This is a genomic window from Bradyrhizobium brasilense, from assembly GCF_029714345.1.
Lineage (GTDB): Bacteria > Pseudomonadota > Alphaproteobacteria > Rhizobiales > Xanthobacteraceae > Bradyrhizobium > Bradyrhizobium australafricanum.
Map to the genome: position 1 here is coordinate 8,264,089 of NZ_CP121669.1, position 21,516 is coordinate 8,285,604.

Annotated in this window: 15 protein-coding genes; 7 read left to right on the forward strand and 8 right to left on the reverse strand. The window is 64.9% G+C overall.

All coding sequences use genetic code 11. The features are described from left to right. Positions 1-32 precede the first annotated feature (32 nt). Together QA635_RS38275 and QA635_RS38280 are read left to right on the forward strand one after the other, a co-directional pair. Entirely contained in the window at positions 33-1,412 is a 1,380-nt protein-coding gene (locus tag QA635_RS38275) for a leucyl aminopeptidase family protein (protein ID WP_283065025.1), read from the forward strand. Next, positions 1,405-2,247: a C40 family peptidase gene (locus QA635_RS38280; RefSeq protein WP_283065026.1), complete on the forward strand. Its 843-nt coding sequence runs from the start codon at positions 1,405-1,407 to the stop codon at positions 2,245-2,247. The genes QA635_RS38275 and QA635_RS38280 overlap by 8 nt, the downstream gene beginning before the upstream one ends. 101 nt (positions 2,248-2,348) lie before the next feature. Here QA635_RS38280 and QA635_RS38285 read toward each other — a convergent pair whose 3' ends face one another. From QA635_RS38285 to QA635_RS38310, 6 genes are all read right to left on the reverse strand, one after another. Next, entirely contained in the window at positions 2,349-3,974 is a 1,626-nt protein-coding gene (locus tag QA635_RS38285) for an ABC transporter ATP-binding protein (RefSeq protein ID WP_283065027.1), read from the reverse strand. Positions 3,975-3,977: 3 nt separating this feature from the next. Then, a complete protein-coding gene (locus QA635_RS38290) occupies positions 3,978-5,162 on the reverse strand; it encodes an ABC transporter permease (protein ID WP_028334665.1) in 1,185 nt (394 codons plus the stop codon). Next, positions 5,162-6,271: a microcin C ABC transporter permease YejB gene (locus QA635_RS38295; RefSeq protein ID WP_283065028.1), complete on the reverse strand. Its 1,110-nt coding sequence runs from the start codon at positions 6,269-6,271 to the stop codon at positions 5,162-5,164. The genes QA635_RS38290 and QA635_RS38295 overlap by 1 nt, the downstream gene beginning before the upstream one ends. A gap of 3 nt (positions 6,272-6,274) precedes the next feature. After that, complete coding sequence (locus tag QA635_RS38300) at positions 6,275-8,143, reverse strand: extracellular solute-binding protein (RefSeq protein ID WP_283072070.1); 1,869 nt, start codon at positions 8,141-8,143, stop codon at positions 6,275-6,277. A 17-nt stretch (positions 8,144-8,160) separates the two neighbouring features. Further along, on the reverse strand, positions 8,161-10,017 hold the full coding sequence (locus QA635_RS38305; RefSeq protein WP_283072072.1) for an extracellular solute-binding protein: 1,857 nt from the start codon (positions 10,015-10,017) through the stop codon (positions 8,161-8,163). A gap of 263 nt (positions 10,018-10,280) precedes the next feature. Further along, positions 10,281-10,829 (reverse strand): c-type cytochrome, encoded by a 549-nt coding sequence (locus QA635_RS38310; protein WP_283065029.1) that lies wholly within the window; start codon positions 10,827-10,829, stop codon positions 10,281-10,283. A gap of 200 nt (positions 10,830-11,029) precedes the next feature. Here QA635_RS38310 and QA635_RS38315 point away from each other — a divergent pair, with 200 nt between their 5' ends. After that, positions 11,030-11,770 (forward strand): 3-deoxy-manno-octulosonate cytidylyltransferase, encoded by a 741-nt coding sequence (locus QA635_RS38315; RefSeq protein ID WP_283065030.1) that lies wholly within the window; start codon positions 11,030-11,032, stop codon positions 11,768-11,770. A gap of 21 nt (positions 11,771-11,791) precedes the next feature. Beyond that, complete coding sequence (locus QA635_RS38320; RefSeq protein ID WP_092086664.1) at positions 11,792-12,652, forward strand: prephenate dehydratase; 861 nt, start codon at positions 11,792-11,794, stop codon at positions 12,650-12,652. A gap of 86 nt (positions 12,653-12,738) precedes the next feature. Here the strand turns inward: QA635_RS38320 and QA635_RS38325 are convergent, their stop codons facing one another. After that, complete coding sequence (locus QA635_RS38325; RefSeq protein WP_283065031.1) at positions 12,739-13,758, reverse strand: LLM class flavin-dependent oxidoreductase; 1,020 nt, start codon at positions 13,756-13,758, stop codon at positions 12,739-12,741. 391 nt (positions 13,759-14,149) lie between these two features. Here QA635_RS38325 and metF point away from each other — a divergent pair, with 391 nt between their 5' ends. The 3 genes from metF (at position 14,150) to maiA (ending at position 19,962) form a co-directional block, all read left to right on the forward strand. After that, positions 14,150-15,064 (forward strand): methylenetetrahydrofolate reductase [NAD(P)H], encoded by a 915-nt coding sequence (metF, locus tag QA635_RS38330; protein WP_283065032.1) that lies wholly within the window; start codon positions 14,150-14,152, stop codon positions 15,062-15,064. A 3-nt stretch (positions 15,065-15,067) separates the two neighbouring features. Continuing rightward, on the forward strand, positions 15,068-18,922 hold the full coding sequence (gene metH / locus QA635_RS38335) for a methionine synthase (RefSeq protein ID WP_283065033.1): 3,855 nt from the start codon (positions 15,068-15,070) through the stop codon (positions 18,920-18,922). A 380-nt stretch (positions 18,923-19,302) separates the two neighbouring features. Then, a complete protein-coding gene (maiA, locus tag QA635_RS38340) occupies positions 19,303-19,962 on the forward strand; it encodes a maleylacetoacetate isomerase (RefSeq protein ID WP_283065034.1) in 660 nt (219 codons plus the stop codon). Positions 19,963-20,363: 401 nt separating this feature from the next. Here maiA and QA635_RS38345 read toward each other — a convergent pair whose 3' ends face one another. Beyond that, positions 20,364-21,452, reverse strand: a complete 1,089-nt coding sequence (locus tag QA635_RS38345) for a Cj0069 family protein (protein WP_283065035.1) — start codon at positions 21,450-21,452, stop codon at positions 20,364-20,366. Positions 21,453-21,516: the final 64 nt, after the last annotated feature.

Consider the following 21,516-nt stretch of genomic DNA (forward strand, 5'->3'; position numbering starts at 1 on the left):
CCACCAACGACGCCAGAACCGCCGAGAGCCGCATGCCATCCGTGTTCGAGACCGCCCCCACGACCGCCGCCACGCCGATCACCTTCGTCACCAAGGCGACATGGGATGCGATTCGGGGCGAGCTGCCGGCGCCGGCGCGCCAGTTCGCGGCAGCCAATGACTTTGCCGCCAAGCCCGGCAAATTACTCGTCCTGCCGGCGTCAGACGGCGGCATCGCGCAAGTGCTGTTCGGTCTCGAGGACGCCGACTATAAGGCGCGCGATCCGTTCCGGCCCGGCGCCCTGCCCGGCCTGCTGCCGCCGGGCGTCTATCGGTTCGCCAATGCACCGCACGACACCAGACTTGCCGCACTCGCCTTCGCGCTCGGCTGCTATCGCTTCGGCCGCTATCGCGCGAACAAGGTCCCCGAGGTCCGCCTGGTGCCGCCCGACGGCGTCGACACGGCGGAGATCACCCGGATGGCGGATGCCGCGGCGCTGGCGCGCGATCTCATCAACACGCCGTCCAACGACATGGGACCGGCCGAGCTCGCCGAGGTGGCGCGCGACCTCGCGACGCGGTTCGGTGCTGCCTTCAATTGCATCGACGGCGACGAGCTCGCGCAGAACTTCCCGCTGATCCACGCCGTCGGCATGGCATCGACTCGCGCGCCGCGGCTGATCGAGCTGAGCTGGGGCGACCCCGCCCATCCGAAGGTGACGCTGGTCGGCAAGGGCGTCTGCTTCGACACCGGCGGGCTCGATCTCAAGCCTTCGAGCGGCATGCTCATCATGAAGAAGGACATGGGCGGTGCCGCCAACGTGCTGGCGCTGGCCCAGATGGTGATGGACGCGAAGCTGAAGCTGCGGCTGCGCGTGCTGATCCCGGCGGTCGAGAACGCGGTTGCCGGCAACGCGTTCCGCCCGCTCGACATCTTCAAGTCGCGCAAGGGCATCACCGTCGAGATCGGCAACACCGACGCCGAAGGGCGGCTGGTGCTCGCCGACGCGCTGGCGCTCGCCGACGAGGAGACGCCCGATCTTTTGGTCGATCTGGGCACGCTGACCGGCGCCGCGCGGGTGGCGCTGGGCCCGGATCTGCCGCCGTTTTACACCAATGACGAGGCGCTTGCCGGCGACGTCGCATCTTGTGCGAAGAGCGAGAACGACCCGCTCTGGCGGATGCCGCTGTGGCCGGCCTACGACGCCTGGCTCGACTCCAAGACCGCCGACATCACCAACGCACCGTCAGGCGGTTTCGCGGGCTCGATCACCTGCGCGCTGTTCCTGCAGCGCTTCGTTGAGCACGCGAGGAGCTGGCTGCACGTCGACATCTACGGCTGGACGCCGTCGGCAAAGCCCGGCCGTCCCGAAGGCGGCGAGTGCCAGGCGGCGCGCGCGATCTACAAATTGCTGAGCCAGCGCTATGCATGACCCCCGTCTGACGCCGGCCCGCGACGACGTCGCGGCGAAATATCTCGAGGGCAAGGTCAAGGCCTTGCGCTTCGTCGAAGGCGAAGTGCTCGAGGTCGGCGAGGCCATCGCGCCGCTGCGCCAGGCGCCGGCGAGCGATGCCGAGCAGATGACGCAGGCGCTCCGGGGCGAGCGCGTCACGGTGTATGATCGCAACGGCGAAGGCTGGGCCTGGGGCCAGCTCGCCGATGACGGCTATGTCGGCTGGATTCCCGAGGCCGCGCTGGCCAAGCCCGGCGCCGCCCCGACGCACAAGGTCACGGCGCTGCGCACGCTGGCGTTTCCGGGCCCGTCGATCAAGCTGCCACCGGTCGAGGCGCTGGCGATGGGGACGAAGCTCGCCATCGTCCGCGAGGACGGTGCGTTCGCGGTGACCCGCGAGGACTGGCACCTGCCACGCCGGCATCTCGCGCCGCTCGACACGATGGCAGGCGATTTCGTTGCGATCGCCGAGCAATTCGTCGGCGCACCCTATCTGTGGGGCGGCAAATCGAGCCTCGGCATCGATTGCTCCGGCCTCGTGCAGATCGCGCTGACCGCCGCCGGCACCGGCTGCCCGCGCGACAGCGACATGCAGCAGGAAGGCCTCGGCCGCGAATTGACGACCGCGGAATCCAAGCAGCTGCAGCGCGGCGACCTGATGTTCTGGAAGGGCCATGTCGCCATCGTGCGCGACGCGACAACGATCGTGCACGCCAACGCGCATCACATGGCAACGGTGGTGGAGAACACGCAGGCTGCCATCGCCAGGATCAAGGCCGCCGGCAGCGAACTCCTCGCGATCAAGCGGCTTTAGCCGATCTTGTAGGATGGGTAGAGCGAAGCGAAACCCATCAAGCTGCTACCGCGCGGAGCAATGATGGGTTTCGCTGCGCTCGACCCATCCTACGAAGCTCGCTACGTCGCCACTGCACCGTCGCCGGCCGCTTCGATGCGGAATGCGGCGGCGAACAGCGCGCGGGTGTAGTCGCTCTTCGGATTCTTGAACAGCTCGGAGGCCGGTCCCTCCTCCTCCACCTTGCCCGATTTCATCACGATCAGATGGCTCGCCAGCGAGGCGACCACGCGCAGATCGTGCGAGATGAACATGTAGGTGAGGTCGCGCTTGCGCTGCAGGTCGCGCAACAGGTCGACCATCTGGGCCTGCAGCAGCATGTCGAGCGCGCTGGTCGGCTCGTCCAGCACGACGAAGTTCGGCTCCAGCACGACCGCGCGCGCGATCGAGATGCGCTGGCGCTGGCCGCCGGAGAATTCGTGCGGATAGCGGAAGCGCCAGTCGGGATCGAGCCCGACATCCTTCATTGCCTTGATCACCCGCGCCTCGCGCTCCTCGCGCGACAGCTGCTTCTGATGCACCTCAAGGCCCTCGGCAATGATGTCGGCCACCGACATGCGCGGGCTGAGCGAGCCGAACGGGTCCTGGAACACGATCTGCATATCGCGGCGGAACGGCCGCATCTGCTTGAAGCGCAGGCCCTGGATGTCGTTGCCGAGGAACACGATCGGACCATCGGACGAAATCAGCCGGAGCAGCGCGAGCCCGAGCGTGGTCTTGCCGGAGCCGGATTCGCCGACCACGCCGAGGGTCTCGCCCTTGCGCACCGCGAGGCTGACGCCATCGACCGCCTTGATGTGGCCGACGGTCGAGCGCAACAGCCCGCGCTTGATCGGAAACCAGACCTTGAGATTGTCCGCCGACATCACGACCGCTGCGCCCGGCTGCGGCGGCGCCGGATCGGGCTTCGGCTCGGCCGCGAGCAGCGCCTGGGTATAGGCGTGCTTCGGCGCGGTGAAGACCTGCTCGACCGGCCCCTGCTCGACGATCTTGCCGTTGTTCATCACGCAGACCGTGTCGGCGATGCGGCGGACGATGCCTAGATCGTGGGTGATGAACAACAGGCTCATGCCGAGCCGCGCGCGGATCTCGGCCAGCAGCGCCAGGATCTGCGCCTGCACGGTGACGTCGAGCGCGGTGGTCGGCTCGTCCGCGATCAACAGATCGGGCTCGTTGGCGAGCGCCATCGCGATCATCACGCGCTGGCGCTGGCCACCGGACAATTGATGCGGATAGCTCTTGAGCCGGGTCTCCGGCTCGGGGATGCCGACCTGGCCCAATAGCTCCAGCGTCCGCGCCCGCGCCGCCGCGCCACTGACGCCCCTGTGCAGCGACAGTATCTCGCCGATCTGGGTCTCGATGGTCTGGAGCGGATTGAGCGAGGTCATGGGCTCCTGGAAGATGATCGAGATGTCGTTGCCGCGAACCTCGCGCATCTCCCGATCGGACGCGGTCAGGAGGTCGCGGCCGCGGAAACGGATCGCGCCTGAGGGATGCGATGCCGTCGGATAGGGCAGCAGCTTCAGCACCGACAGCGCGCTGACGGATTTTCCCGAACCGGATTCGCCGACCAGCGCGACGCACTCGCCGCGCTTGATCGAGAACGAGATGCCGTCGACCGCAAGCGAGCGGCCGAAAGCGACCGAGAGGTCGCGGACATCGAGCAAAGGCTGGTTGATCGCGTCCATGCCTCAGCCCTTCGAGAACGTCTTGCGTGGATCGAAGGCGTCGCGCGCGGCTTCGCCGATGAAGATCAGGAGCGACAGCATGATCGCGACCGAGAAGAAGCCGGTGAGGCCGAGCCACGGCGCCTGCACATTGGCCTTGCCCTGCGACAGCAACTCGCCGAGCGAAGGCGAGCCGGGCGGCAGGCCGAAGCCGAGGAAATCCAGCGCCGTCAGCGTCATCACCGAGGACGAGACGATGAAGGGCAGGAAGGTCATGGTCGCGACCATCGCGTTCGGCAGCAGGTGGCGGAACATGATCACGCCGTTGGAGACGCCGAGCGCGCGCGCCGCCTGGATGTATTCGAAATTGCGGCCGCGCAGGAACTCGGCGCGCACCAGCCCGACCAGCGAGACCCACGAGAATAGCAGGAGGATGCCGAGCAGGATGAAGAAGCCCGGCGGCAGCACCGCCGAGATGATCAACAGCAGATAGAGCGAGGGGATCGCGGTCCAGATCTCGATCAGCCGCTGGAAGATGAGATCGGTCCAGCCGCCGAAATAGCCCTGCACGCCGCCCGCGGCGATGCCGATGATCGAGGACAGGATGGTCAGCGTCAGCCCGAACAGCACCGAGATGCGGAAGCCGTAGATCAGCCGCGCGACCACGTCGCGGCCCTGATCGTCGGTGCCGAGCCAGTTGTATTCGAGGTCGCGGCAGCCGGTCAGGCCCTTGCGCTTCACCACGTCCTTGCACTGCTCTTCGGTCAACAGCCAGGTCGGCTTCGACGGCACCGCCGTCGGCGGGTCGAGGTTGCGGCTGTCGTAGGAGTAACGGATCGGCGGCCAGATCATGCTGCCGCCCTTGGCGGCGATCTGCTTCTGCAAATAGGGATCGCGATAATCGGCCGCGGTCTCGAAGTCGCCGCCGAAGGTGGTCTCAGCATAGGTGAAGATCACCGGCCAGTAGAGACGGCCGTCATATTTGACGACCAGCGGCTTGTCGTTGGCGATGAAATTGGCGAACAGCGACGCCACGAACAGCACGAGGAAGATCCAGAACGACCAGTAGCCGCGGCGATTGGCCTTGAAGTTCTGCCAGCGCCGCCTGTTCAGCGGCGACGGCGAAAAGCCGTGGTGCGTGGCGGGCACCGCCTCGCCGAGCGGCGATTGCGTCGAGGTCTCGACCGGTTGGGGCGCGAGCATCGTCATCAGACCTCCCGCGCTTCAAAGTCGATCCGGGGATCGATCCACATATAGGCGAGATCGGAGAGCAGATTGACCACCAGTCCGACCAGCGAGAAGATGAACAGCGTCCCGAACACCACCGGATAGTCGCGGTTCAACACGCTCTCGAAGCCAAGCAGGCCGAGCCCGTCGAGCGAGAAGATGGTTTCGATCAGCAGCGAGCCGGAGAAGAACGCGTGGATGAACGCGCCCGGAAAGCCGGCGATCACGATCAGCATGGCGTTGCGGAAGATGTGGCCATACAGCACCTGGCGCTCGCTGCAACCCTTGGCGCGCGCGGTCATCACATATTGCTTGCGGATCTCGTCGAGGAACGAGTTCTTGGTCAGCAGGGTCATGGTGGCGAAGGCGCCGAGCGCCATCGATATCAGCGGCAGCGTCAGGTGCCAGAAATAATCGATGATCTTCCAGTACCAGGGGAATTGCGACCAGCCGTCCGAGGTCAGGCCGCGCAGCGGGAAGATGTTGAGGAACGAGCCGCCGGCAAACAGCACGATCAGGAGGATCGCGAACAGGAAGCCCGGGATCGCAAAGCCGATGATGATCACCGCCGAGGTCCAGGTATCGAACCGCGAGCCGTCCTGCACCGCCTTGCGGATGCCGAGCGGGATCGAGATAAGATAGGTCAGCAGCGTCATCCAGATGCCGAGCGACATCGAGACCGGCAGCTTCTCCTTGATCAGTTGCAGCACGCTGACACTGCGGAAATAGCTGTTGCCGAAATCGAACCGCGCGAAATTCCAGACCATCAACGCGAACCGCTCGGGCGCCGGCTTGTCGAAGCCGAACTGCACCTCGAGCTTCTTGATGAAATCTGGGTCGAGCCCCTGCGCGCCGCGGTATTTCGAATTGATGGCCGCGCCTGCGCCCGCGCCCTGGCCGCGCTGCGCGCCGAAATCGCCGCCGCCTCCCGACACGCGCGACGTGCCGCCGGTGTCGGCGCCGTTGATCTGCGCGATGACCCGCTCGACCGGACCGCCGGGGGCAAACTGCACGACCACGAAGGAGACGAACAGGATGCCAAGCAGCGTCGGCAGCATCAGGAAGATACGTCGGGCGATATAGGCGCTCATCGGCTACTTCGCCTGCTCGAGCTTCGCGGCCTTGGCCGCATCATACCACCAGTTCTCCGGGGCGCCGACGCCCGCATATTTCGCCGGCTTCTCCGGATGCCCGAACTGGTCCCAATAGGCGACACGGTGCTTGTTAGAATACCATTGCGGCACCCAATAGCGGCCGGCACGGAAGACGCGATCGAGCGCGCGGCAGGCAAAGGTTAAGTCCGCCCGCGTCTCGGCAGCGATAGCTTTTTCGATCAATGCGTCGATCGCCGGGTTGGCAACGCCCGCCAGATTGTAGGAGCCCTTGGTGGTCGCAGCCTGGGACGAGAAGTACGGCCTCAGGCTGTCACCCGGCGTCGCCGACATGGATATACGCTGGGTCGTCACCTCAAAATCGAAAGCCTCAACACGCGCACGATACTGCACTGCGTCGATCTGCCTGATGTTGGCATCGATGCCAAGCGGCTTGAGATTCTTGATGAAGCTGGCGTGATGCGGCTGGAAAGTCGGCTCATCTAGCAGGAACTCGATCGTAAGCGGGTCGCCGTTAGGCAATCGCCGCTTGCCATCCTTGACGACGCATCCTGCATCGTTGAGCAACTGCGTCGCCTTTCGCAGCAGTGCGCGGTCCTGTCCCGATCCATCCGACACCGGCGGCACAAAGGGCTCGCCGAACACCTCATCCGGCACTTGGCCGCGGAATGGTTCGAGCAGTTTCAATTCCTCGGGCGAAGGTAGTCCACTAGCCACCATGTCCGAATTCTGGAAAGGCGAGACGCTGCGCGCGTAAGCGTCGTACATGATGGTCTTGTTGGTCCATTCGAAATCGAAGGCATAAATTAGCGCTTCGCGAACGCGCTGGTCTTTGAACTTGTCGAGACGGGTGTTAATGAACCAACCCTGCCCACCGGACGGTGTTTCGTCCGGCAATGTCTCGCGCTTGACCCGCCCGTCCTTGATAGCCGGGAAATCGTACCGCGTCGCCCAGACACGGGACGTGAATTCCTCGCGAAACAGATAATTTTTGCCTGTGAAGCCTTCGAACGCGACATCGCGATCACGGTAGAACTCGTAGCGCACGGTGTCGAAATTGTAACTGCCGCGATTGACCGGCAAGTCGGCTGCCCACCAATCCTTGAGGCGGTTATACTCGACGTAACGATTGACCTCGAACTTGCCGACCATGTACGGCCCAGAGCCCAGCGGAACTTCGAGCGTGGACTCATCAAACTGCCGCTTCGCGTAATAGGCCTTCGAGAAGATCGGCAGACCCGCAACATAAAGCGGCACGTCGCGCGCGCGATTAGGCGCGAAGGTCACGATCACGGTGCCGTCGTCGGGCGCCTCGGCCTTCACGAAATCGCGCAGTTGCACCACGATCAACGGATGCCCCTTCTCCTTCAGCGTATTGAGCGAGAACGCGACATCCTGCGCAGTCAGCTTCGAGCCGTCGTGAAAGCGAGCCTCGGGCCGCATCGTGAAGCGGTAGGTGAGCTTGTCGGGAGAAATCGAGACCGATCTTGCGGCCAGGCCGTACATCGCGTCAGGCTCATCACCCGCGCGTGCCATCAACGAATCGAAGGTCATCTCCATGCCCTTCGCGCCTTCACCCTTGAGGATGAACGCGTTGAACGAACTGAACGTAAAGAAGGACTGGTTGTAGGCACGGGTCGAGGGGATCATTGAGAACGCCCCGCCCTTCGGCGCCTTCGGATTGACGTAGTCGAAGATCTTGAAATCCGCCGGATATTTCAGGTCGCCGAACACCGACATGCCGTGCATCTCGGTTCCGTTGTCGGCCACTGCCGGCGCAGCACGCAAGCCTGCAGCACTCAACGCACCGATGCCGAGACCGAGTGCGTGCCGACGGGAGAATAGCGCCATGCGCGGATCCTTGAGCTTTATGAACGCTTGAGCTTGCCCGCCTTGTCGGCGTCGTACCACCAAAGATTTGGGAATCCCGAAACACCGTATTTCGGCAGCGGGTCGGGATGGCTGAAGCGATCCCAGTACACATAGCGCTGCTTGTCGTAATTGAAGTGTGGAACGCAATAGAAGTTCCAGAGCAAGACCCGATCCAGCGCCTTGGCGGCGGCGATCTGATCGGCGCGGCTGTTGGCGAAGATGATGCGCTCGATGATGGCGTCGACGGCCGGATTCTTGATGCCGGGGAGATTGTTCGAGCCCGGACGATCGGCAGCCTGTGAGCCGAAATTGTCGCGTTGCTCGTTGCCGGGAGAGATCGATTGTCCCCACACCTGGGTGACCATCTCGAAATCGAAATCGCGCACCCGGTTCTGGTACTGCACCGTGTCGACGGCGCGCAGGTTGACGGTGATGCCGAGGCGCTCCAGGCTCGGCTTGTAGAACAGTGCAATCCGCTCCATACCGGAATCGCCGCTGTTGCCGAGTATCTCGACCGTGAACGGCTGACCTGAGGAATCCACCAGTTTGCGGTCGCGAATCTCGAAGCCGGCTTCCTTCAACAGCCGCGTCGCCTCGCGCAGATTGGCGCGCACGTTTTCCGGTGTGCCGCCGACCGGATCCTTATAGGGCGTCGTGAAAACTTCCGGCGGCACCTTGTCGCGCACTGTCTCCAGGATCTCGAGCTCCTTGCCTTCCGGCAGGCCGGTCGCCATCAAATCGGGGATGCCGTCGAAATAGCTTGAATCGCGATGATAGTCGCCGGTCGAAAGCACGCGGTTCATCTCTTCGAAATCGAACGCATAGTTGAAGGCGCGTCGCAGTCTGGGGTCGGCGAATTTCGGGCGCCTCAGGTTGAACACCCAGCCCTGCATCCGGCCTTGATTGCGGACGGTGAAGAGCTCCTTGAGCAGCCGCTTCTCACGCACCGGCGGAACGTCGTAGGCCGACGCCCACTCCTTTGCGCTGCGCTCGCCGTACCAATCGAACTGGTCGGCCTTCAGCGCCTCGCGCGCGACGGTGTCGTCGCGGAAATATTCGTAGCGCAGCTCGTCGAAATTGTTCTGTCCGATCGCGATCGGAATATCCTTGCCCCAGTAGTCCTTGACGCGCTCGAGCACCACCGATCGTCCGGCAACGAACTCCTTGATCCGGTAGGGACCCGAGCCAAGCGGCGGCTCCAGCGTGCTCGCGGTGATGTCACGCTTCTTGCCCTGCGCGTCGGTGCCTTCCCACCAATGCTTGGGCAGGATGACGAGCTGACCGGTGATCATCGGCAACTCGCGGTTGCCCGGGCTGTCGAAGGTGAACTTGATGTCGCGATCGCCGACCTTCTCGGCCTTTTCGATGTGCCGGTAGTAGGCGCTGAACATCGGGCTGTTCGCCTTCCACGCCTCGAACGAGAAGATCACGTCCTCCGGCGTGACCGGCTTGCCGTCGTGCCAGCGTGAGCCGGGCCGCAGGCGGTAGATCACGTAGGAGAAATCGTCGGGGAAGGCTGCAGCCTCGGCGAGCTCGCCGTAATACGTATCGGGCTCGTCGAGCGAGGCCTCCATCAGCGAATCGTAGATGCGGGTGACGGAAGAGGCGACCGTGCCCTTCAACCCCGCAACGACCAGGTTGAAGCTATCATAGGTGCCTGGCTGGAACAGCCGCACCACGCCGCCCTTCGGCGCGTCCGGCTTGACGTAGTCGTAGCGCTTGAAGTCGGCGGGATATTTGATTTCGCCGTAGGTCGAGAGGCCGTGCCGCCATTTCAGCCCGTTGGGGGCTTCGTTGGCGAAGGCCGGCGTGATCGCCGACAGGCCGGGGGTGAGTCCGAGCGCCGGAGCCATTGCCGCCAGTGCGCTGCCTTGAAGGAGGTGTCGTCGGGTGATCGCCAAATTCGGTCTTCCTGCTCGCGGCCCCGCTTACATGGGACCCAATATAAGGCAACGGTTCGACAAATTACGTTGCTTTTTCCTCATGATATTGGCCCGGGAACAATATCGGTGCGGCGAAACGTCCCGATAACAACCCCGCGACAGCGGATTCCCCATGCGAAAACGGCCAGGCAATGCCTGGCCGTTTCATCCGCATGCTTGCGCGAAGCAAATCGTTACTTCGAGGCGGTCGGGAGCGGAGCCGGGTGCTCCGAGTTCGAATTCAGATAGGCGATGATGTCGGCGCGCTCGCTGTCCTTCGGCACGCCGGCAAAGCCCATCGCGGTGCCCGGGATGAAGCCCTTCGGGTTGGTCAGGAACTTGTTGAGGTCGTCGAACGACCATTCGCCGCCCTTGCCCTTCATCGCGGCCGAGAAATTGAAGCCACGGCCCTCGCCCTTCTTCTCGCCGACGACGCCGAACAGGTTCGGACCGACGCGGTTGGGACCGCCCTTCTCGAATGTGTGGCAGGCCTGGCACTTCTTGGCGGCCGCCGCGCCCTTCTCGACGGACGCGGTCTGCAGCAGCTTCTCGATCGGCTCGGATGCGGCCGCAGCGGCCTCGCCGCCAGCGCCATGGGACTCTTCTTTCACAGCGATCTCAAAACCCGGCTTCTCCGGCAGCTTCGGCGCGAATTTCGCGCTGGCGGCAAAGCTCATCACCAGGACGACGATGCAGGTGCCGAGAACCGCACCGAGGATTTTGTTGAGTTCGAAGGAGTCCATTTTGGGTCAGGCTCCGGGCCTTGAATGTCGACTTCAGGCCGGGAATACGGCCGCGGGGAAAGACCTGGGAATCGGCCTTATCGCACCGCCCCAAGCAGGGTTGAGATATCGGTTTGCCCGCGCTCTGGCAACCCGTATAAACGCGCCGAATTCAACCTCCTCCCCGGCAATTTCCGCAGGCCGGACGGGCCCCGACACGAATGACCCAACCCCGTACCTTGGTGCTGATTCCGGCCCGCATGGCCGCCACTCGCCTTCCGGGAAAGCCGCTGCTCGAGATCGCCGGCGTGCCGATGATCGTCCATGTGCTGCGGCGGGCCGAGGCGGCGGGCATCGGCCGGGTTGCGGTTGCGACCGACACGGCCGAGATCGCTGCAGCGGTGAAGGCTGCCGGCGGCGAGGTCGTGATGACCCGTCCCGACCATCCGTCCGGCTCGGACCGGATTTATGAAGCGATGACGACCCTCGACCCGGCGGGCCATGCCGAGATCGTGGTCAATCTGCAGGGCGATTTCCCGACCATCAGCCCCGAGACCATCCGCAGCGTGATGCCGGCGCTCGACGATCCCGCGGTCGACATTTCGACCCTGGCCTCGCGCATCCATACCGAGGAAGAGGATCAGGCCCCCAGCGTCGTCAAGGCAGTCGGCTCGCCGATCGGGCCGAACCGGTTGCGCGCGCTGTATTTCACCCGCGCCACCGCGCCTTATGGCGACGGGCCGCGCTACCATCATATCGGCCTCTACGCCTACCGCCGCGCCGCGCTGGAGCGGTTCGTGGCGCTGCCGCCCTCGCCGCTGGAACAGCAGGAAAAGCTCGAGCAGCTCCGCGCGCTGGAGGCCGGGATGCGGATCGACGTCACCATCGTCGATACCGTCCCGCGCGGCGTCGACACCCCGGCCGATCTCGAAACCGCCCGCAGAATACTTTCCAAAGCCTGACCGGCTGGTAAAAGGCCACCCATGACCAAGAAGCTGAAAATCGCATTCCAGGGCGAACCTGGCGCCAATTCGCATATCGCGATCGTCGAGGCCTATCCCGACGCCGAGCCGATGCCCTGCCCGACCTTCGAGGACGCGCTGGCCGCGATTTCCTCGGGCGAGGCCGATCTCGGCATGATCCCGATCGAGAATTCGGTCGCCGGCCGCGTCGCCGACATCCACCATCTCTTGCCCGCCTCGGGCCTGTTCATCGTCGGCGAATGGTTCTTGCCGATCCGCCACCAGCTGATGGCGATCAAGGGCACCAAGCTCGCTGACATCAAGAGCGTGGAGAGCCATGTCCACGCGCTCGGCCAGTGCCGACGCGTCATCCGCAAGCTCGGCATCAAGCCGATCGTCGCCGCCGACACTGCCGGCAGCGCCCGCGACATCTCCGAGCGCGGCGACAAGAGCGTGGCGGCGATCGCCTCCCGCCTCGCCGCCGATATCTACGGCCTCGACATTCTCGCCGAGGACATCGAGGACGAGGCCCACAACACCACCCGCTTCGTGGTGCTGGCGCGCGAGGCCAAATGGGCCACGCAGGGTTCGGGGCCGCTGGTCACGACTTTTGTGTTCCGGGTGCGCAATTTGCCCGCCGCGCTGTACAAGGCGCTGGGTGGCTTTGCCACCAACGGCGTCAACATGACCAAGCTCGAAAGCTACATGGTCGACGGCAATTTCTTCGCCACGCAATTCTATGCCGATGTCGACGGTCACCCCGATGACCGCGGCCTCGCGTTCGCGATCGAGGAATTGAAATTCTTCTCGCGCGAATTCCGCATCGTCGGCGTCTATCCCGGCCATCCGTTCCGCGCCACCTTCAGCGAGACGCAGGACTGACGCAGTCATTCCGGGGCACGCGAAGCGTGAACCCGGAATCTCGAGATTCCGGGTTCGATGCTGCGCATCGCCCCGGAATGACGGGGTCAAGCCGCCGCCGTCTTCGCAAGCCCGAACGCCTCGGCGAGCAGGCTGTACGACTTCTTCCGCGCGGCATGGTCGTAGACCGCTGATATCACCATCAGTTCGTCGGCCTGGGTCGCCGCGATCAGCGGCTCCAGCTTCGTCATCACGGTTGCGGGGCTGCCGACGAAGAGGCGGGCGCGGTTGCGCGCGATCGAGGCGCGCTCGGCGTCGGTGTAGGGATAGGCCTCTGCCTCCTCGACGCTCGGCAGCGGCAGATACTGGCCGCGGTCGCGGCGCAGCCGGTTGAGATCCATCGACAGCGCAAGCCGCTCGGCTCCAGCGTCGGTCTCCGCCGCAACAACCGCAACCGCCAGAATCGCCTGCGGCGTCGCACGCCAGCCCGACGGCTTGAAATGCGCGCGGTAGTTCGTCATCGCCGCAATTGCATCGTGAGTGGCAAAATGATGCGCGAATGCAAAGCCCATCCCGACCTGGGCCGCGAGTTCGGCGGAATAGTCGCTCGAGCCGAGCAACCAGATCGGCGGCAGCGGCGAATCATCCGGCATCGCCACCACATTGTTGTAGGGATGGCCGGGCGGGAAATCGCGCGTCTCCCACAAGGTCAGCTCGTGCAGCCGCTCGAGGAAATCATCGCCTTCGCGGCGATCGAGCCGGCTGCGCAGTGCGTAGGCGGTGGCGCCGTCGGTGCCGGGCGCGCGGCCGAGGCCGAGATCGATGCGGCCGGGAAACAGCGCCTCCAGCATCTTGAAGCGCTCGGCGACGACCAGCGGCGCGTGGTTGGGCAGCATCACGCCGCCGGAGCCGACACGGATATGCTCCGTCACCGCCGCGATCTGCCCGATCATCAGATCAGGCGCGGGGCTCGCGACTGAAGCGAGGTTGTGGTGCTCGGCGAGCCAGTAGCGGACGTAGCCGAGGCCATCGACATGGCGTGCCAGGTCGATGCTGTTGCGGAGCGCCGCAGCCGGCCTGGTGCCGGTGGTGACGACGGACAGGTCGAGAACGGAGAGCGGAATCATGGCCGTCAACCTAGTGTGGCGCCACGAGGCGACAAAGGCCCCGGCCGCGCAGACCAGTCCCGCGGCGGAACGCCGGCGCCGGCAGCCGTCGATTTTGGGACGATATGCAATGATTCATCATTGTACCACACTACCCACAATCGATTTCACTCTCCAATCAATTACAAATTATTCCATTTATTTATATTTTTCAATATGTTAATATCATTTTCGGCGAAGTCGGCGGACTGCCCACCGAACGTTCCAGATAGTCAATTTTTGCCGAATCTGTGCCACGAATGGGCAATTTCCCATATCCGATGGGCTGTTTGATCCAACGCGTTTGGCTTATCTTAGGGCCTTCATATCCAGGCCGGACGTCTGCCCTCCAGTTGCGGAGCCCTTGCGTATCATGACCGAGACCATTTCCTCTGTGCCGAACGCACCGCGTGCGGCCAAGGCGCCGAAAATCTCCTTCGAGTTCTTCCCGCCGAAGACCGAGGAGATGGAGCGCAATCTCTGGGAGACCATCAATCGCCTGGCGCCGCTGACGCCGAACTTCGTCTCGGTCACCTACGGCGCCGGCGGCTCGACCCGCGAGCGCACCCATTCGACCATCACCCGCATCCTGCGCGAGACCGATCTGCTGCCGGCCGCGCATCTGACCTGCGTCAGCGCCTCGCGCGGCGAGATCGACGACATCGTCGACCGCTATCATGAGGTCGGCGTCCGTCACATCGTCGCGCTGCGCGGCGATCCGCCCGGCGGCATCGGCACGCCCTACTTCACCCATCCGGACGGCTACCAGAGTTCGGCCGAACTCGTCGCCGGGATCAAGAGGCGCCACGCCGACATCGAGATCTCGGTGTCCGCCTATCCCGAGAAGCATCCGGAAGCGAAGGATTTCGACGCCGACATCGACACGCTGAGGGCCAAGGTCGACGCCGGCGCGACGCGCGCGATCACCCAGGTGTTCTTCGACAACGACCTGTACCACCGCTATGTCGACCGGGTGCGCGCGCGCGGCATCGAGATTCCGATCGTGCCGGGCATCATGCCGATGCACAATTTCAAGCAGGCGCGCAATTTCGTGACGCGCGCCGGCACCAGCGTGCCGGACTGGCTCGCCGAGAAGTTCGAGGGCCTCGACAACGACGCCGAGACCCGCAAGCTGGTCGCCGCCACGGTCGCCGCCGGCCAGGTGCAGAAGCTGTTCAAGCACGGCGTCGACACCTTCCACTTCTACACCATGAACCGCGCGGACCTCGTGTTCGCGATCAGCCACCTGCTCGGCATCCGGCCGAACGGTGCCCAGAAAGCTGCCTGACACATGTCCGTTCCCGTTTCCCCCAAGCGTAACGCTTTGCTCGCGGCTGCCCGCGAGCGCATCCTGGTGCTCGACGGCGCCATGGGCACGATGATCCAGGGCCTGCAGTTCGACGAAGCCGCGTTCCGCGGCGCGCGCTTTGCGGACTTCCACCGCGACATCAAGGGCAACAACGATCTGCTGATCCTGACCCAGCCCGATGCGATCACGGACATCCACGCCGCATATCTGCGCGCCGGCGCCGACATCGTCGCGACCAACACATTCTCCTCGACCTCGATCGCGCAGGCCGACTACGACATGTCGGACCTCGCCTATGAGCTGAACCTGCAGGGCGCCCGCCTGGCGCGCACCGCCGCCGAGCGAGTGAGCGCCGAGGACGGCAAGCCGCGCTTTGTCGCCGGCGCACTCGGCCCGACCAACCGCACCGCCTCGATCTCGCCCGACGTTTCCAATCCCGGCTATCGCGCGGTGACCTTCGACGATCTGCGCAAGGCCTATGGCGAACAGGCCAAGGGCCTGCTCGACGGCGGCGCCGACCTGCTGCTGGTCGAGACCATCTTCGACACGCTGAACGCCAAGGCGGCGCTGTACGCGATTTCCGAGATCATCGAGGAGCGCGGCATCGACGTGCCCGTGATGATTTCCGGCACCATCACCGACAAGTCCGGCCGCCTGCTCTCCGGCCAGTTGCCGGAGGCGTTCTGGCATTCGGTGCGGCACGCAAGGCCGATCACGATCGGCTTCAACTGCGCGCTCGGCGCCGAGGATCTGCGCGCGCATATCGCCGATATCGGCCGCGTCGCCGACACGCTCGTGTGTGCATACCCGAACGCCGGCCTGCCCAACGAATTCGGCCAGTATGACGAGACGCCGGACTACATGGCGCGGCTGATCGGCGAGTTCGCCGCCGCCGGGCTCGTCAACATCGTCGGCGGCTGCTGCGGCACCACGCCCGACCATATCGCGGCGATCGCCAAGGCCGTCGCCCCGCACAAGCCGCGCGTGGTGCCCGAGATCGCACCGCGGCTCAGGCTGTCCGGCCTCGAGCCGTTCACGCTGACCGACGCCATTCCGTTCGTGAATGTCGGCGAGCGCACCAACGTCACCGGCTCGGCGCGCTTCCGCAAGCTGATCACCGCCGGCGACTACACCGCCGCGCTGCAGGTCGCGCGCGACCAGGTCGAGAACGGCGCCCAGGTCATCGACGTCAACATGGACGAGGGCCTGCTCGATTCCGAAGCGGCGATGGTGACGTTCCTCAACCTCGTCGCCGCCGAGCCCGACATCGCGCGCGTGCCCGTGATGGTCGATTCCTCGAAATTCCACGTCATCGAGGCCGGCCTGAAATGCATCCAGGGCAAGCCGATCGTGAACTCGATCTCGCTCAAGGAAGGCGAGGAGAAGTTCATCCATGAAGCGACCGTCGCCAAGCGCCACGGCGCCGCCGTGGTGGTGATGGCGTTCGACGAAACCGGCCAGGCCGACACGTTCAAGCGCAAGACCGAGATCAGCAAGCGCGCCTACGACATCCTGGTCGGCCGGCTCGACTTCCCGCCCGAGGACATCATCTTCGATCCGAATATTTTTGCGATCGCGACCGGCCTCGAGGAGCACAACAATTACGGCGTCGACTTCATCGAGGCGACGCGCTGGATCCGGGCGAACCTGCCCGGCGCCCACATCTCCGGCGGCGTCTCCAACCTGTCGTTCTCGTTCCGCGGCAACGAGCCGGTGCGCGAGGCGATGCACTCGGTGTTCCTGTATCACGCCATCCATGCCGGCATGGACATGGGCATCGTCAATGCCGGGCAGATGATCGTCTATGACGACATCGACCCCGAGCTGCGCCAGACCTGCGAGGACGTCATCCTCAACCGCGACCCCGGCGCCTCCGAGCGGCTCTTGGCGCTGGCCGAGAAATTCCGCGGCAAGGAGAAGCAGACCAAGGAAGCCGATCTCGCCTGGCGCGAATGGCCGGTCGAGAAGCGGCTGTCGCACGCGTTGGTGCACGGCATCACCGAGTTCATCGAGCAGGATACCGAGGCCGCCCGCCAGAACGCGTCCCGTCCGCTCGACGTCATCGAGGGCCCGCTGATGGCCGGCATGAACGTGGTCGGCGACCTGTTCGGCGACGGCAAGATGTTCCTGCCGCAGGTCGTGAAGTCGGCCCGCGTGATGAAGCAGGCGGTCGCCTATCTGATGCCGTTCATGGAGGAGGAGAAGGCGCGCAACCTCGCCAACGGCATCACCGGCGGCCGCAACGCGGCGGGCAAGATCGTGCTTGCGACGGTGAAGGGCGACGTCCACGACATCGGCAAGAACATCGTCGGCATCGTGCTCCAGTGCAACAATTTCGAGGTCATCGACCTCGGCGTCATGGTGCCCGCCAACAAGATCATCGAGACCGCGAAGGCCGAGGGCGCCGACATCATCGGCCTGTCCGGCCTGATCACGCCCTCGCTCGACGAGATGAGCTTCCTCGCCGGCGAGCTGCAACGGCAGGGCATGAATCTGCCGCTTTTGATCGGCGGCGCCACCACGAGCCGCGTGCACACCGCCGTGAAGATCGACCCGAACTATCCGGGCGGCCCGGTCGTGCATGTCAACGATGCGAGCCGCGCGGTCGGCGTCGCTTCCTCGCTGCTGTCGGCCGAGAAGAAGCAGGCCTACGCCGCCGAGGTGCGGGCCGAATACGCAAAAATCTCGACGGCGCATTTCCGCGCCCAGGCCGACAAGAAGCGGCTGAAGCTTGGCGAGGCCCGCGCCAACAAGGTCGCGATCGACTTCGCCGCGGCGCCGCCGAAGAAGCCGGCTTTCTTCGGCCTGAAGAGCTTCGACGCCTACGATCTTGCCGAGCTCGCCGACTACATCGACTGGACGCCGTTCTTCCAGACCTGGGAGCTGACCGGCCGCTTCCCGGCGATCCTCGACGACCCCAAGGTCGGCGAGGTCGCCCGCTCGCTCTATGCCGACGCGCGCAAGATGCTGGACACCATCATCAAGGAGAAGTGGTTCACCGCCCGCGCCACCGTCGGCTTCTGGCCGGCGAACGCCGTCGGCGACGACATCGAGGTCTATGCCGACGAGACGCGGAAGCAGAAGATCGCGACCTTCCACACGCTGCGCCAGCAGCTCGAGAAGCGCGAGGGCCGCTTCAACGCCGCGCTGTCCGACTTCATCGCGCCTGCCGGGTCCGGCGTGCCAGACTATATCGGCGGCTTCGTCGTCACCGCGGGGATCGGCGAGGATGCGGTCGCCGACCGCTTCAAGAACGCCAATGACGACTACTCCTCGATCCTGTGCAAGGCGCTGGCCGATCGCCTGGCCGAAGCCTTCGCCGAGCGCATGCACCAGCGCGTGCGCAATGAGTTCTGGGCCTATGCGCCCGACGAGGCGTGGTCGGCCGACGAACTGATCCTCGAGAAATATGACGGCATCCGCCCGGCGCCCGGCTATCCGGCGCAGCCCGACCACACCGAGAAGCGGACGCTGTTCGCGCTGCTCGACGCCGAGAACACCGCCGGCGTGAAGCTGACCGAGAGCTTTGCGATGTGGCCGGGCTCGTCGGTCTCGGGCCTGTACTTCTCGCATCCCGAAAGCTTCTACTTCGGCGTCGGCAAGATCGAGCGCGACCAGGTCGAGGACTACGCCGCGCGTAAGGCCATGACGGTCGCCGAGATCGAGCGCTGGCTGGCGCCGGTCTTGAACTACATCCCCTCGCAGGACGCCGCCAAGGGATCGGCGATCGCGCCCGCCGCGACGCCTGCCAACGACGCGGAGCTGGCCTCGCATCCGCAGGGCTGCACCTGTGCCGTGCATCTCGCCTGGCGCAAGAAGAAGGTGGGGGCTGGGTAGGCCTCCTCGACACGTGTCATCGCCGGGCTTGACCCGGCGATCCATCTTCAAAAACACTTCGAAGATTGATGGATGCCCGGGTCAAGCCCGGGCATGACGTATTGGAGTGCCGTAGCCCGGATGCAGCGAAGCGTAATCCGGGATATACTGCAACGGAACGACGGACCGGCCCCGGATTTCGCTTGCGCTTCATCCGGGCTACAGGTCTGGATAGACCTTTCTTCCCTTCTCCCCTTGTGGGAGAAGGTGTCGCGGACAAAGTCCGCGACGGATGAGGGGTCTCTATCCGCGGAGACAGACCCCTCACCCGTCCGCGATGCCTTGCATCGCGTCCACCCTCTCCCACAAGGGGAGAGGGGAAGAAATGCGGGGTGCACTCCATGCAGTTCTTCTCCTTCTGGCGCTCGCTGGCGAGCTTTCGGGTGCGGATTGCGCTCAGCCTCAAGGGCGTCGCCGCCGACGTCGTCTTCGTCGATCTCGATGCGGACGCGCATCGCACCGACGCCTATCGCAAGATCAATCCGCAGATGGCGCTGCCGGCGCTGGTGACCGACGACGGCACGGTGCTGTTCCAGTCGCTCGCGATCATCGACTGGCTCGACGAGACCTACCCGAGCCCGCCGCTGCTGCCGGCGGATGCGCTCGGCCGCGCCCGGGTGCGCGGGCTGGCGCTGATCGTCGCCTGCGAGGGCCATCCGCTGCTGACGCCGCGGGTGCGGCGCTATCTCGACCGCGAGCTCGATCTGCGCGACAGCCAGCAGAACGCCTGGCGGCGGCACTGGACGGTCGAGACCCTGGCGGCGCTCGAGGGCCACCTCGCCGGCCACAACGCGACCGGCCGGTTCTGTCACGGCGATGCGCCCACCCTTGCCGACATCTGCCTGGTCGGCCACGTCACGGCGGCGATCAACCAGCAGATCAGCCTGTCGCCCTGGCCGACCGTGAAGCGCATCCACGAGACCGCCATGGCGCTGCCCGCGTTCGCCAGGGCGCATCCGTCCGCGCAGCCGGATACGCCGGAAGCGATGCGGGCGAAGTAGTTTGCGGACGCGCCGCAACGGACAGGCAGAGGCGCAAACGTGTGCGCGGTTCTCTCTCGATCGTCGTCCCGGCGAAAGCAGGGACCCATACGCCGCGGCGGTTGTTGTGGAGGTGACTCGTCGTTGCAGCACCGCTCAACAATGACCATCGGTGGTTATGGGTCCTGCTTTCGCAGGGACGACACCGAATGTGTGGCGTCGTCTGTGACACACTTCCGCGTTCTCGCGACATGATTTGTCCGAGCTTTGTCTTTCTTTCCGCCCTCTCTTGAACAGAGGGCGCAGGGAAAGCCGGGTGCCGATCGGCCCGCGCGTGGCTCAAGCATCGGCGGCGGGCTCGCTCCCCTGCTATCCGCCGAAGCCTCTTGGCGGATGCGGGAGAGGAAGCCCGCAGGGCGTGCTCACCTCACGCTCGCCATGTTCCGACCGATGCGATCCCTGACCGTCTGCGCGATCGCCGCCGGCGCTTCGTCGGGAATCGCGAAGCACGAGCTCGCGTTGATCTCGCAGAGCACGTAGGTGTCGGCGCCATCAGCATCGCGTGGGCCGTAGAGGAAATCGGCATCCCAGATCACCGGCAGCGACGCTTCATCGATCGTCAGCGCGGCCATCATTTGCGGGATCCATTCGTCCTCCATCAGCCTTCGCAGAGCCTGGAATTGCGGCGCATCGGGACCGTGCATGATGCGCGGTCCGGGTTGAGCTTCCGAAGAATCCGGGCCTTGCGGGGGCGGCGGGATCAGGGCCTTGATCAATTGGTGCCCGAAGCCCGCGACCTTCGCTCCGCTGACATAGCAACGGATCATGCCCTCGGGCAGGCGCGGCTGGAATGCCTGATCGATGATGCAGCCGCCCCAGCCGAAATATTGCTCGCAGCGCGCCATGAAGTCGCCCAGCGGCATCTCCTCCGGCTGGCTGCCGCGCAGCGCATGAAGCACGCGAATCGTTGCGTCGGTGTTCGGCACGGTTTCCACCTTCCAGACCCCCTGCCCGCCATTGCCGCGGTTCTGCTTGAGCACGCGCGGACCACCCGCGCGCAAGCGCGCGGGAAATTCCGCGCGGAACGCGTCGACCGTGGCGTATCGATGGGTGTCGGCGCCCCAGCCCAGGTGACGCGTCCGGTACAGCACGTCCTTGACGCCCATCTTGAGGATGACGTCGGGATGCGCGCTGACCCACGGTCGCTCCGCCGCGACCTCGCGCAGCAGCGGATCGAGGGCGGCGCGCGTCTTGCCCTGATGGATCGGATCGACCCAGACGAGAACGCCGTCCATCGTCAGCAATTGGTCGCGGACGGCATCGGCGAATGTCTCGTCATAAACGACGGGAACGGCCTCGATGCCCGAAGCGGCGAGCGCTTCGAAGACGCGGACGAAACGGCTATTTTGTGGGGTCGCCTCTCGGCGCGACGCGGCGTCGCCACGCGACAGGATGGCGAGTTTACAACGACGATTTTCGGAACGAAGACGTGTGTGTGATTCAGTGTCCATGTGAAAGCTCCACGACGGTGAATGTCGCGCAGAGCTTGGACCGAGGTCTCACGGGGAGTCTGCC

Coding starts and splice junctions, on each gene's coding strand:
- QA635_RS38325 (WP_283065031.1), bottom strand. CDS start 13,758: ATGATTCCGCTCTCCGTTCTCGACCTGTCCGTCGTCACCACCGGCACC.
- QA635_RS38285 (WP_283065027.1), bottom strand. CDS start 3,974: ATGGACGCGATCAACCAGCCTTTGCTCGATGTCCGCGACCTCTCGGTC.
- maiA (WP_283065034.1), top strand. CDS start 19,303: ATGCAGTTCTTCTCCTTCTGGCGCTCGCTGGCGAGCTTTCGGGTGCGG.
- QA635_RS38320 (WP_092086664.1), top strand. CDS start 11,792: ATGACCAAGAAGCTGAAAATCGCATTCCAGGGCGAACCTGGCGCCAAT.
- metF (WP_283065032.1), top strand. CDS start 14,150: ATGACCGAGACCATTTCCTCTGTGCCGAACGCACCGCGTGCGGCCAAG.
- QA635_RS38290 (WP_028334665.1), bottom strand. CDS start 5,162: ATGACGATGCTCGCGCCCCAACCGGTCGAGACCTCGACGCAATCGCCG.
- QA635_RS38315 (WP_283065030.1), top strand. CDS start 11,030: ATGACCCAACCCCGTACCTTGGTGCTGATTCCGGCCCGCATGGCCGCC.
- metH (WP_283065033.1), top strand. CDS start 15,068: ATGTCCGTTCCCGTTTCCCCCAAGCGTAACGCTTTGCTCGCGGCTGCC.
- QA635_RS38345 (WP_283065035.1), bottom strand. CDS start 21,452: ATGGACACTGAATCACACACACGTCTTCGTTCCGAAAATCGTCGTTGT.
- QA635_RS38305 (WP_283072072.1), bottom strand. CDS start 10,017: ATGGCTCCGGCGCTCGGACTCACCCCCGGCCTGTCGGCGATCACGCCG.
- QA635_RS38300 (WP_283072070.1), bottom strand. CDS start 8,143: ATGGCGCTATTCTCCCGTCGGCACGCACTCGGTCTCGGCATCGGTGCG.
- QA635_RS38280 (WP_283065026.1), top strand. CDS start 1,405: ATGCATGACCCCCGTCTGACGCCGGCCCGCGACGACGTCGCGGCGAAA.
- QA635_RS38295 (WP_283065028.1), bottom strand. CDS start 6,271: ATGAGCGCCTATATCGCCCGACGTATCTTCCTGATGCTGCCGACGCTG.
- QA635_RS38275 (WP_283065025.1), top strand. CDS start 33: ATGCCATCCGTGTTCGAGACCGCCCCCACGACCGCCGCCACGCCGATC.
- QA635_RS38310 (WP_283065029.1), bottom strand. CDS start 10,829: ATGGACTCCTTCGAACTCAACAAAATCCTCGGTGCGGTTCTCGGCACC.